The 12,501-nt window shown below is 40.7% G+C and carries 12 protein-coding genes and 1 other annotated feature; of the genes, 10 read left to right on the top strand and 2 right to left on the bottom strand.

Translation table 11 applies throughout. The features are described 5' to 3' along the window. Positions 1-107: 107 nt before the first annotated feature. Positions 108-332 (bottom strand) — a binding site (T-box leader). A gap of 66 nt (positions 333-398) precedes the next feature. Continuing rightward, positions 399-626: a DUF3899 domain-containing protein gene (locus TY16_RS27325; RefSeq protein WP_442853253.1), complete on the bottom strand. Its 228-nt coding sequence runs from the start codon at positions 624-626 to the stop codon at positions 399-401. On the opposite strand from TY16_RS27325, the gene TY16_RS26955 reads away from it, so the two are divergent. The 6 genes from TY16_RS26955 to TY16_RS17150 all read left to right on the top strand — a co-directional run bounded on the left by TY16_RS26955 (position 564) and on the right by TY16_RS17150 (position 6,762). Continuing rightward, complete coding sequence (locus TY16_RS26955) at positions 564-725, top strand: hypothetical protein (RefSeq protein ID WP_231505641.1); 162 nt, start codon at positions 564-566, stop codon at positions 723-725. The two genes, TY16_RS27325 and TY16_RS26955, sit on opposite strands and share 63 nt — an antisense overlap. Before the next feature lie 241 nt (positions 726-966). After that, on the top strand, positions 967-2,658 hold the full coding sequence (locus TY16_RS17170) for a peptide ABC transporter substrate-binding protein (RefSeq protein WP_043933048.1): 1,692 nt from the start codon (positions 967-969) through the stop codon (positions 2,656-2,658). 136 nt (positions 2,659-2,794) lie between these two features. Then, a complete protein-coding gene (opp3b, locus tag TY16_RS17165; protein WP_043933047.1) occupies positions 2,795-3,724 on the top strand; it encodes an oligopeptide ABC transporter permease in 930 nt (309 codons plus the stop codon). Continuing rightward, on the top strand, positions 3,724-4,752 hold the full coding sequence (gene opp3C / locus TY16_RS17160; protein ID WP_043933046.1) for an oligopeptide ABC transporter permease: 1,029 nt from the start codon (positions 3,724-3,726) through the stop codon (positions 4,750-4,752). The genes opp3b and opp3C overlap by 1 nt, the downstream gene beginning before the upstream one ends. A gap of 18 nt (positions 4,753-4,770) precedes the next feature. Further along, positions 4,771-5,799, top strand: a complete 1,029-nt coding sequence (locus TY16_RS17155) for an ABC transporter ATP-binding protein (RefSeq protein WP_043933045.1) — start codon at positions 4,771-4,773, stop codon at positions 5,797-5,799. Between the two features lie 24 nt (positions 5,800-5,823). Further along, positions 5,824-6,762, top strand: coding sequence for an ABC transporter ATP-binding protein (locus tag TY16_RS17150; RefSeq protein ID WP_043933044.1), 939 nt, complete (start codon positions 5,824-5,826; stop codon positions 6,760-6,762). Between the two features lie 97 nt (positions 6,763-6,859). Here the strand turns inward: TY16_RS17150 and TY16_RS17145 are convergent, their stop codons facing one another. Continuing rightward, a complete protein-coding gene (locus tag TY16_RS17145; RefSeq protein WP_043933043.1) occupies positions 6,860-7,045 on the bottom strand; it encodes a hypothetical protein in 186 nt (61 codons plus the stop codon). 586 nt (positions 7,046-7,631) lie between these two features. On the opposite strand from TY16_RS17145, the gene spxA reads away from it, so the two are divergent. The 4 genes from spxA to TY16_RS25320 all read left to right on the top strand — a co-directional run bounded on the left by spxA (position 7,632) and on the right by TY16_RS25320 (position 12,452). Further along, entirely contained in the window at positions 7,632-8,027 is a 396-nt protein-coding gene (gene spxA / locus TY16_RS17140; protein WP_043933042.1) for a transcriptional regulator SpxA, read from the top strand. 646 nt (positions 8,028-8,673) lie between these two features. Further along, entirely contained in the window at positions 8,674-9,333 is a 660-nt protein-coding gene (gene mecA / locus TY16_RS17135; RefSeq protein ID WP_043933041.1) for an adaptor protein MecA, read from the top strand. 194 nt (positions 9,334-9,527) lie between these two features. Next, complete coding sequence (cls, locus tag TY16_RS17130; RefSeq protein WP_043933040.1) at positions 9,528-11,039, top strand: cardiolipin synthase; 1,512 nt, start codon at positions 9,528-9,530, stop codon at positions 11,037-11,039. A gap of 234 nt (positions 11,040-11,273) precedes the next feature. After that, the gene (locus TY16_RS25320) at positions 11,274-12,452 is read left to right on the top strand and encodes a competence protein CoiA (protein ID WP_052342775.1); all 1,179 of its coding nucleotides are present in this window, start codon (positions 11,274-11,276) and stop codon (positions 12,450-12,452) included. The last annotated feature ends 49 nt before the right edge of the window (positions 12,453-12,501 follow it).

The following is a 12,501-nucleotide window of genomic DNA, read 5'->3' as shown; positions in this document are numbered from 1 at the left end:
ACTGATGGAAGATCCATCGTATCTCAGTCGAAGCCCCTCCATTTTGTACGGCGATGATCGAGGCGCTTGCGCTTTTGCAATAAAAAAAGACCATTCCTCCCCATGTAGATAGGGACGAATGGTCCGTGGTGCCACCCTAATTGCTTGTTCAAGCCGCTTAGTCCCCTTGGTAAAGGGGAGCCAATCTAACGTCTGGCATACGCCGGGACATACTTGCTGTTTCCTTCCCGGGGCTCAAAAGTCCATTCCAAAAGCCTGGCTGTTTGTTCGCACCACCCACAAACTCTCTGAAAGCCTACGGCAAATGTACTATTCTTTCTCATTGCATTTATCATTATCATTTTAAAATTTAAATTTATTATAAGTATTCTTTTTTTGATTATCAAGTTCTCTAGCATTTACAAGTAAAATAAAATCAAACTTCCTAGCATAAAGAGCAAATTAACCACGCCAAGCTGTGCAAACGGTGAAATATTTAAATTGATAAGCTCTGAAAGCTGCGGTTTATCTGCTTTTGATTGCTCTTCGCTTTTTTCTTCTTTGGTAAAAAGAGTCCTGAATGAATGAAACACCGTGTCAAAGAATCCCGAGTGGATGGTATAAAACAGCAGGGAGAGGAAAACCATGGTTCCGGACAGATAAAAGGATATATTTATATAATAAAGCAATGTGATTTTTTTATAAAAAATAAAAGAAAGCATAAAGATAAAACCTTGGCAAATTAAGAAGGCAGAAACCATTTTTTTGCTGAAAATGTGCACTTTTTCTCATCCTTTAATCATTTGCATTAAAAAATACATAGTAAAATCATATTTCAAAGTATAACACATTAAATTATTGCGTGAAAAATATTAGCTTATCTTTAAAGCCCAAAAATTTCTTGTAAAAAAAGATTGTACATTTTATTAAATTTTTATATAATTAGTTTTGAAAGTTTTCAGAAAAATTACAAAAGGGGGAACTTCTTTGAAAAAGTCAAAATGGACACTGCTTTTAGTTTTAAGTCTAGCATTCTCTCTCCTTTTAACCGCATGTAGCGGTGGTGGAGAAACCGCAAATGAAGGAGACAAGGACAAGGACAAGCCAGCTGAGCAGGATGTCCCACAGGAACTTAGGATGTTGGATTCTTCTGAAATCCCAACAATGGATACTGTGCTTGCTGAAGGTTCAACAAGCTTTACTTACATCAACAACGTTGGTGAAGGCCTTTACCGCCTTGATCAAAACCACAAGCCGGTACCAGCATTGTCTGACGGTGAGCCAAAAGTGAATGAGGACAAAACTGTATTCACTTTCACACTACGTGATACAAAATGGTCTAACGGAGACCCTGTAACAGCACATGACTTCGTGTTCGCGTGGCAGCGTGCAATTGATCCGAAGACCGCTTCCCCATACGGTCCATATATGATGGGTGGAAAAATTAAAAACGCTGAAAAAATTACTCAAGCAGCAGCAGACAAGAAGCCTTATGATGTCACTGAACTTGGTGTAAAGGCTCTTGATGATAAAACTCTTGAAGTAACACTTGAAAAGCCGGTTGTATACTGGGAAGACCTTTTTGCTTTCCCAACATTCTATCCGCAAAACAAAAAGTTCTTTGAAGAAAAAGGCGAAGCATACGCTAGCAATGCCGAAAACCTTCTTTACAACGGTCCGTTCAAAATGACTAAATGGGATGGAACCGAAGCAACTGAGTGGGTACTTGAAAAGAACCCTGACTACTGGAATGCTGACAGCGTAAAGCTTGAGAAGATCACTGTTAACGTTGTTAAAGATTCCAACGCAGCAGTAAATGCTTTCGAAGCAGATGAAACTGACATGACAGGTCTTCTATCTACTGACATTGTTCCTTCTTATGAAGGCGATGACCGTATGGTAAGCTGGCTTGAGCCGACTGTATTCTGGATCAAATTGAACCAGAAGAATAAAGCACTTGCTAACGAGAATATCCGTAGGGCGATTGCAACTGGATTCAATAAGGAAGACCTGACTGCAAGCATCCTGAATAATGGTTCAATTCCTGCAGACTACATTGTTCCAAAGGATTTTGTTGAGCATGATGGAAAAGACTTCCGTGACAAGCATCCTCAATTGATTTCCTTCAACGCTGAAGAAGCGAAGAAGTCTTGGGAAGCTGGACTGAAAGAACTTGGTGTGGACAAACTTGAATTAAGGTACCTTGGTGGGGATACTGAAGCTGCCAAGAAGACTGATGCATATATCAAGAACCAGCTGGAAACAAACCTTCCTGGTTTGACTATCAAGCTTGAAAGTGTACCATTTGCAGTCCGCCTTGAGCGCGACAATTCAATGGACTATGATCTTCAATTCGCAGGCTGGGGACCAGACTACGGTAACGCTCTTTCCTTTACGGATCTTTGGATCACAAATGGAGGAAGCAACCGTATGGGCTACTCCAACCCTAAATACGATGAGTTGATTAAAAAGGCTCAAGGTGAACTTGCTACAGATCCTGCAGCCAACTTTGAAGCACAGCAAGAAGCTGAAAGAATCATGCTTGAGGAAGATGCAGGTATTGCTCCTGTTTACCAGCGCGCAGCTAATATCCTTCTGAATCCTAAAGTTAAAGGTCTTTCTATCTACAATTACGGCCCAGATTACTCATTCCAATGGGTTACAATTGAAGGGGAATAAATAAATAATAATAGTTTCTAATTTAGAATTGCATACTATTTCTAAAGCGGAAAAGAGAGTATATAAATTGATATACTCTCTTTTTCCCTGTATAAAAGTTATCGAAAAATAGGGAAAATTTATAGGAGGTGTACAAATGGCGAAATATTTACTAAGAAGGGTATTTTATATGTTTATCACCCTCTTCATCATCGCATCATTAACATTTTTCTTAATGAAAATAATTCCTGGAACTCCTTTCGCCAGCGCTGCAAAATTACCCCCCGCACAATTGGAAATTATGAAGGCAAAGTACGGCTTGGATCAGCCAGTGCCAGTCCAGTATGCTAGATACATGTGGAACCTGGTTCAAGGCGACCTTGGAATTTCATTCCAATTCAGCAATACACCTGTTAGCGATTTAATGTTCAAACGTATTGGTCCATCTGCCCAACTAGGTCTCCAGGCAATGGTGGTTGGGGCGATAATAGGACTGTTACTTGGTGTTATTTCTGCACTCCGTCAAAATACTTGGATCGATTATAGCTCCACTTTTGTTGCGGTAGTTGGTAAGTCTATTCCTAACTTCGTTTTTGCCGGTTTGCTGCAATATTTTGTTGGTGTTAAATTAGGATGGTTTCCGGTCCTTTTCTGGAAGGGGCCTGAATACACCGTGCTGCCTACGATTGCACTTTCCATGTTCCCAATTGCTATTACTGCAAGATTCGTAAGGACGGAAATGATTGATGTACTGGGCTCGGATTATATTACGCTAGCGAGAGCAAAAGGGGCTAGTTATGGCCAAATCATTTTCAAGCATGCCTTAAGGAATGCTCTTATTCCGTTGGTAACTGTACTCGGTCCGCTAGCAGTTTCACTAATGACTGGATCACTCGTTATTGAAAAAATATTTGCAATCCCAGGACTTGGTGAACAATTTGTCAAAGCAGTAACGCTTAACGATTATCCTGTTATTATGGGTACGACAATACTATTTGCTTTCTTATTTGTAATTGTCATACTTGTGGTTGATATTCTGTACGGAATTATTGACCCTCGCATCAGGCTGTCGGGAGGGAAAAAATAATGTCTAACCATGAAATTCATATTCCAAAGGAAAAGTTCCAGCCAGCAGTTATTGATGCTTCAAAAGGTGAAGAAATTAATAGGCCAAGCCTAAGCTTTTGGCAAGATGCCTGGCTTCGGATAAGGAAAAATAAAGCTGCTCTAATAAGCATCGTGGTCATGGCTATTATTATCATTATGGCTTTTATTGGCCCTCTTATTAGTGGAAAAGAGTACGATACACAAAATGTAAGGCACAACAATTTACCTCCAAGGGTACAAGTATTGGAAAATATAAGCTGGCTTCCTTTTGATGGTGTAAAAGAAAATAAAGCCGGTAAGGAAATCAATGTATATGAGCAGAAAAAGGTCGATGAATATTACTGGTTTGGAACAGATGCACTCGGTCGGGACCTATTCTCCCGAGTATGGAAAGGAACCCAGATTTCCTTATATATCGCTCTCCTTGCTGCTGCAATTGATATGGTTATAGGGGTTGCATACGGAGCAATTTCAGGTTATTTTGGCGGACGACTTGATAACATCATGCAGAGGATTACCGAAGTTCTTATCGGTATACCATTCCTTGTTGTTGTTATACTGATGATATTAGTTATGGAACCCGGTATCCTATCAATTACCATTGCATTGACAGTCACAGGATGGGTAGGGATGGCACGTGTGGTCAGGGCTCAAGTCCTGAAGCTAAAGGAACAAGAATACGTCCTGGCTTCAAAAACACTTGGAAATTCCCATATGAAAATCATTTTTAAACATTTATTGCCAAACCTGGCTGGAGTCATAATTATAAATACAATGTTCACAATTCCAAATGCAATTTTCTCTGAAGCCTTCTTAAGTTTTATTGGTTTAGGCTTACAGGACCCGCATGCGTCATTGGGAACATTAATTGATGAAGGATTTAAAGTGATTCGTCTACATCCACATGAAATGATTGTGCCGGCCATTATAATAAGTGTCATTATGATCGCATTCAACATGTTGGCAGACGGTTTAAGGGATGCGCTTGATCCAAAAATGCGCGATTAAAAGGGTAGGTGAATTTAAATGGATAAAGTACTTGAAGTAAAGGATTTAAGTATTTCTTTTCATACATTTGGCGGTGAAGTCCAGGCAATCCGCGGAGTAAGTTTTGATTTGAAACGCGGTGAAACTCTTGCCATTGTTGGTGAGTCGGGTTCAGGGAAATCGGTCACGACAAAAGCAATTATGAGTCTCTTACCAGCAGGGAATTCAGAAATCAAAAGTGGACAAATACTATTTGATGGTAAAGACTTGGTAAAATTAAGTGATAAGAAAATGCAAAATATCAGGGGGAAGGATATCTCGATGATTTTTCAGGATCCGATGACATCCTTGAACCCTACCATGACAGTTGGTAAGCAAATCATGGAACCACTGATCAAACACCAGAAAATGAGTAAGGGTGCTGCAAGGGAGAGGGCACTTCAACTTCTTCAGCTGGTTGGTATTCCGAAGCCAGAACAAAGGGTTAAGCAATACCCGCACCAGTTCTCAGGCGGTATGAGACAAAGGGTAGTTATTGCCATTGCATTGGCCTGTAATCCTAAAGTGCTAATAGCTGATGAACCAACAACAGCTCTTGACGTTACCATACAGGCTCAAATTCTTGAATTGATGAAAGACTTGCAAAATAAGATTGACACTTCCATAATCTTTATTACACACGACCTTGGTGTAGTTGCAAATGTTGCAGACCGGGTTGCGGTTATGTATGGAGGAAAAATTGTAGAAGTCGGAACCGTTGATGAGGTATTTTACAACCCGCAGCATCCATATACTTGGGGATTAATCAGTTCAATGCCAAGCTTGGATGCGAAGGATGAGGAATTATACGCTATTCCCGGGACACCGCCTAATCTTTTGAATCCTCCAAAGGGTGATGCATTTGCCCCTAGGAATGAATATGCAATGCAAATAGATTTAGAAGAGCAGCCCCCAATGTTTAAAGTATCGGATACACATTATGCTGCTACTTGGTTATTGCATCCGGATGCTCCTAAGGTAGAACCGCCAGCTGCAGTAAAAATGCGAATGAAAAAATTCATGCGTTAAAAATGGTGGAGAGGAGGAAAAGGTATGGAAAATAAGGAAAAGCTTTTAGAAATCAGCAATTTAAAGCAATATTTTAATGTTGGTAAGCCAAATGAAGTAAAGGCAATTGATGGCATCTCATTTGATATTTATAAAGGGGAAACCCTAGGTCTTGTAGGTGAATCCGGATGTGGGAAGTCAACTACGGGGCGAACGATTATAAGACTGTATGATAAGACCGATGGTATCATTAAATTTAAAGGCGAAGACGTCCACAACAAAAAGTCACGAAATGAACTTAAGAAGTTCAATCGCAGTATTCAAATGATTTTTCAGGACCCTTACGCTTCATTAAACCCGAAAATGAAGGTTGCGGATGTTATAGCAGAAGGTATTGACATCCATGGCCTTGCCAAGAATAGAAAAGAACGAATGGAGCGGGTTTACACCCTGCTTGAAACAGTAGGCCTAAACAAGGAGCACGCGAACCGCTATCCACACGAATTCTCGGGTGGGCAGAGACAAAGGATTGGTATCGCTCGTGCATTGGCTGTTCAACCTGAATTCATTATTGCGGATGAACCTATCTCCGCACTCGATGTGTCAATCCAGGCTCAGGTTGTCAATCTTTTGAAAAAGCTGCAGCGTGAAAAAGGGCTGACGTATTTGTTTATTGCCCACGACCTTTCAATGGTTAAATATATCAGTGATAGGATTGGTGTTATGTACTTCGGGAAGCTGGTTGAATTGGCACCGGCGGAGGATTTGTATAAAAATCCGCTTCACCCATATACTCAATCTCTGTTATCTGCAATTCCACTTCCAGACCCGGATAGTGAGCGTACACGAAAGCGTAAAACGTATAATCCAAGTGTTCATGATTATGATGACAACGAGCAGGTGGAAATGCGCGAAGTAGCTCCTGGCCACTACGTCCTTTGCTCCGAAAAGGAATTCCAGCAATACAAAGCACAGTATAAATAAGCTATAAACAAAGGCTCCTGAATGAATCAGGAGCCACCTTTTTTGGATAAAAAAAACTGCAGGCCCAATGGGGGTCTTCTGCAGCTTTCATTTATAATTATTTCCTTTTGCCGCCCACTTGCTTCCAGCCCTTTTGATTACCGGCTATCTGGTCAACAAACTCATTCTTTTTTCCTCTTGCAAATAAGCTAGTACCAATTCCATTGGTTAAGACACCCATGACAGCTGTAATTCCAACAATAAGGATTGTGACCATTGCAAAATCGAGTAAATATTCTCCCATCCTTCTTCCCCTGCCCCTCCTGATTGTATAATAGCTATGTATCTACCTTCTATTTTAAAAGAAAGCTAACATTATTAAAAGGAAAACAACAGGTTCTAGAGATGAAATTTATTTTCTCTTACCCGGCTGCTAGAAACATTGGAATTCCCTCAGATGCTTTAACATTAAGCCCAAGGGCATCCGTGAGTTTTTCAATTAAAAAAATTCATTGAGAAAAAAAGTTTAACAAAAAATGTTTTAAACTTGAAAAAAAGGGTAAAAGTTTATATCTTTAAATATTTTGCCGCAATACGTACATAAAGAGGTAAAATTATTCGAATCTTATATCGATTTAAGGGGAGATGAGGGAAAATTAAAGATTAAGATTTTAAAAAAGTGAAACTTTTTCTGCTCTAAATCGTCTATAAGAAGGTATGAACCTAAAGTTGAAATGAATACAAAAAACTATATCGTTTTAATCTGTCATATTGTATAATAAATAATATAAATTCCTTATTTATAATTATTTTAATTTATTACTATAAAAATAGTAATTTCTTATACCACCATATAGATGGTCTTAAATCTGAAGGAGTGTGAAAAAACAATGGTAACGCTATACACTTCACCGAGCTGCACATCATGTAGGAAAGCAAAATCATGGTTGGAAGAGCATGAGATTCCGTACAAAGAAAGGAATATCTTCTCTGAACCATTATCAATCGATGAAATTAAGGAAATCCTTCGAATGACTGAAGATGGGACAGATGAGATCATCTCAACTCGCTCGAAAACATTCCAGAAGCTTGATGTCAACCTTGAAGCCATGCCTCTGCAGAACCTGTTTGAATTAATTAAGGAAAATCCGGGTTTGCTTCGCCGCCCGATTATCCTGGATGAAAAAAGGCTGCAGGTAGGCTATAACGAGGATGAAATCCGCCGCTTCCTTCCACGGAAGGTCCGCACCTTCCAACTTCGGGAAGCTCAAAAGCTTGTCAATTAGAATATACCTTGAAACCCCCATGAAAGTGGGGGTTTTTTTGTTTAAAATTTAATGGTTTTTCCAATTAAATTTTATTGTATTGCAACCAAGCCTTTGCTAAACTAGAAGGAAACTTAAAAAGCCAGCATACTGAATCCGCTTTCTATATATGGAGATTCTTACTCACTTACATTTATAGTGCAGGTGATAAATTGGACTCTTAAATGTAGGCAGTGTTATAGAAAGTTGTTGTTTTTTAACAGAATGGATTGAAGCGGAAGGCGTGAAGACTCGTTCGAAAATGCAAAAAGCGCATTTTCTCCTGCGGTGCTTTTTCAGGATGATTATTCAATGTCCTACGGGAGAAAAGGTCAGTGGAAGACCCCGCAGGCGCTTGCGCCGAGGAGGCTCCCAGGCCGCCCGTGGAAAGCGAAGCGCCTGCAGCGGAAAACTACAGGAAATGGTTCTGTATGACTGTGCTAAGGGCATATGCTCATTTTTCAAGAATTGGTATCTTTTGTTTCCCTAATTCCCTTGATTGTCATAAAATAAAGGTACAAGGCTGTACAAAGAATAAACAGTCTTCATATGGGTAATAGATAAGCAATACCGTCTGCATGGGGGTAATCAGTCCCTTCACTCTTGCTGCCGGAAGGGAGAGTTAAATATGGAGATAGAACGTATTAACGAAAATACAGTCAAGTTTTATATTTCGTATATTGATATAGAAGAGCGTGGTTTCGATCGCGAGGAAATCTGGTACAACCGGGAACGCAGCGAGGAACTTTTCTGGGAAATGATGGACGAAATCCATCAGGAAGAAGAGTTCACTGTCGAAGGCCCGCTTTGGATACAGGTTCAAGCGCTTGATAAAGGGCTCGAAGTTTTGGTCACAAAGGCACAAATGTCCAAGGACGGACAAAAGTTTGAATTGCCGATTCCTCATGAAAAAGTGAAGGACCTGCCAATAGATGATCAACTCGAAGATATCCTTGAACAACATTTCACTCCAGGGGATGAAGATGGGTTTGGCGAAGAGGAAGGCATGGATTTCCTTCTTTCATTCAGAGACTTTGAGGACATCATCCAGCTTTCAAAACGGGGCGGTTTGGATGAAATTGATACAAAACTGTTCCATTATGAAAACAAGTATTATTTATACATCGAATTCCCGGAAGGAAAATTTGAGGAGGATAAAATTGACGACCTGCTCAGCATTCTCCTGGAATATGGGGAGGAGAGCCAGCTAACCATTCATCGATTAGAGGAATACGGGAAAGAAGTTATCAATCAAAATGTCTTTGCCGAATTGCGCAAGTATTTTTAATTACTAGCCGACCCAGGTCCATCAGGCTCTGAGGCCGGCTTTTTTTATGTGGTTTTGAATGGGTTTTTTAAAAAATGCAGTGGATTTCCTCTTCTATTAGGGGAGTTGAATTCCCGTAAGGACTAATTAATTCATTTATATAGAAACTTTTCTCAACTGAAGAACGTATTGTAGGATAACGGCGGTGATAAGAATTGAAGAACACAGTAAGAATTATCGTTTTTGCTTTAATCTTGTCAGGCGGCATCTACCTGTTCAAGGATTACCTTAAATGGGATATTTTTGGTATTATAAGCGTTTTATTCTCGTTATCTGTCATTTTTATAGGTCTTGTTATCTTCCTGGAAAATAGGCATCCTACCCAGACCATTACCTGGCTGGTCGTCCTTGGCAGCCTGCCTCTTCTCGGATTCATTTTTTATATCCTATTTGGAAGGAATTACAAAAAGGAACGAATGTACCGTAAAAAGTATATCCTTGATAAGCAGGTATATCTGACAGTTGAGGGCGAAGTTGTCCCTGAGCCTAATAAAACCCCTTCAGAATTTGTTGGGCAGCAGCATAGGCTGGTTTCACTTGCACAAAAGCTTGGGAACACCCCCATCTCGTTTACAACTGAAACGAAAACGTTGGCAAATGGAGAAGAAACATTCGGCCACATCCTTAGGGAATTAAAAAAAGCAAAACATCATATCCACCTTGAGTATTATATACTCCGGGACGATGAAATTGGCAAAGAAATAAAGGCTGTACTTGCGAAGAAAGCACGCGAAGGTGTCAAGGTAAGGGTAATGTACGATGATGTAGGATCATGGAGGCTGTCAAAGAAATATATCAATAGCTTGAAAAAGGCTGGCGTTGAAATTGTAGCCTTCGGGCCGGTAAAGCTTCCTTTCCTGAGCAGTAAATTCAACTTCAGAAACCACCGGAAAATTATTGTGATTGATGGAATTGTCGGCTTTGTCGGCGGCCTGAATATTGGCGATGAGTATCTGGGCCGGGTCAAGAAAATCGGTTTTTGGCGAGATACGCATTTAATGCTGAAAGGGGAAGCGGTAAGAAGCCTTCAGCTCATCTTTGCACAGGATTGGTACTATATGACCAATCACAGTCTTCTAACCGAGGAATACCTTCCACATGTTAAAGGAAGCAGATTCCACGGTGGCGTTCATTTAATAGCGGGAGGACCGGATAATGAACATACGACAATCAAGAATATGCTATTCTCGATGATTACCGCTGCAGAAAAATCAGTCTGGATTGCCTCGCCTTACTTCATTCCGGATGAAGATATTTTTTCTGCCCTGAAGATTGCTGCGTTGAGCGGAATTGATGTCCGGATTCTTGTGCCGGATAAACCTGATAAATGGATTGTTTTCCATGCATCACGTTCCTACTTTCCAGAGATGCTTGAAGCTGGCGTGAAGGTGTATGAGTATAAGCGGGGCTTTATGCATAGTAAAATAGTCATTGTTGATGGCGAGCTAGCTTCGATTGGAACTTCCAATATGGATATGAGGAGCTTCCATCTGAACTTCGAGGTAAATGCCTTCCTTTATCGTACAGAGAGTACAAGGAAGCTGGTAGCTGAATATGAGAATGATATTAAGGAATCAAAAAAGCTGGAACTCAACAGCTTCAATCAGCGCCACTTCGGAAACAGACTTCTTGAATCGACCTCAAGGCTCCTCTCACCGCTGCTTTAGTTGTTAGTTGGGGGAGGCTTATTAAGGCTATTAAGGCGTGGTACACTGTTCCTTTTATAAATGAATATTGAGTTATTACCGAAAACCCAGCCGCTTACAAAGCAAACGGCTGGGTATTTTATTAATTTTGAAGATGCTTACTGTTTCACACATTTAAAAAGTTTTACCATATAAAAGGAGTTGGCCCACGGAAAGAGAATTTAATATAGAGAAAGAAAAAGGAGGAGATAGCATGTGCTGACCGCAAAATTGAAAAACGGCCAGACCCTTTGCCTTGCCCATGGCTATAGCAGGGAAGCGTTGAAACAGCTTCGGGACGATGAGGAATTTCTTTGTCCTTCCTGCGGAGAGCAAGTCATCCTGAAATTAGGAACAAAAAGGATTTTTCACTTTTCGCATCTCAAGGACGGTTGCGAGGAGAGCAAGTATGACAGAGAATCTGAGTACCATCTGGCAGGAAAGCTTGCACTCTTCAACTGGCTCAGACGTCAGGGCATACCAGCAGCAGTCGAACAATATGACCCTTACATCCGTCAGCGCCCCGATATTACCTTTCTCCATCAAAACCGTCATTACGCCCTCGAATTTCAATGCAGTACAATTCCGGAAGAATGTTTTATTAAAAGAACACAGGGATATGAGAGCAGGGGATATATCCCGCTTTGGATTCTTGGTGCGACCCATCTGCCGAAATATTCCGGAAAGACAGTCCAGCTTTCAGGCTTCCATTATTTATTTTATCGGGACGCACTTAATGGGCCCGGCTTTATTCCTTTTTTCTGTCCAGATACAGGGAGGTTCACCCTGTTGCACAGTATATCCCCATACTCAACTTCAAAAGCGTTCGCATCGAAGGCACAGATTCATTTGAATCGCGCCCGTCTCAGAGATGCTCTAATTCCTCCATCATTACAACAGGTTCCTGGATCCCTATGGAGGCGAAAGCTTGTGCAGAGCAAGTTGTTAATTGGCGCAAACCCGGCAACAATCCACACCAAATTCCTCAATGATCTGTACACAGCAGGAAAGAATTTGTTCCTGCTCCCACCACAAATTGGCCAGCCTGGTTTCTTTTCTGTTTCAGTTACTGCATTCCCAATCATTTGGCAAACCTATCTTTTTATAGATCTTCTTTTTAAAAAAACACCAGGCAGTTTTGTGACGGTCGAGGAAATCGTTCAAAGTTTAGAAAAGCGTTGTGCCCGGGGAGATATCCGGTTGCGCGTGCTGCCGCTTGCTAAAGATATGACATTGGGAGCGTTGGCTTATGAATACTTGTCGCGTCTCGCCGCGCTGGGTTTTCTTGTACATAAACAAGACGGCGTCTTCCTTTTACAAAAAGAAATGCTCTTTCCTGGATCAACAGCGGAACAAATGGCGATGGAAGATGAATTTTACCGGAGGAATACCTGAAATTTCAAGCTTGGGGAATAATAGAGATGAAAATTTGTTATTCAAATTA

It is taken from the genome of Bacillus sp. EB01, assembly GCF_000613125.1.
In the GTDB taxonomy this organism is placed as follows: Bacteria; Bacillota; Bacilli; order Bacillales; family Cytobacillaceae; genus Bacillus_D.
Note: the sequence above shows the minus strand (reverse complement) of the source record. Positions and strands in the feature narration are given on the sequence as shown.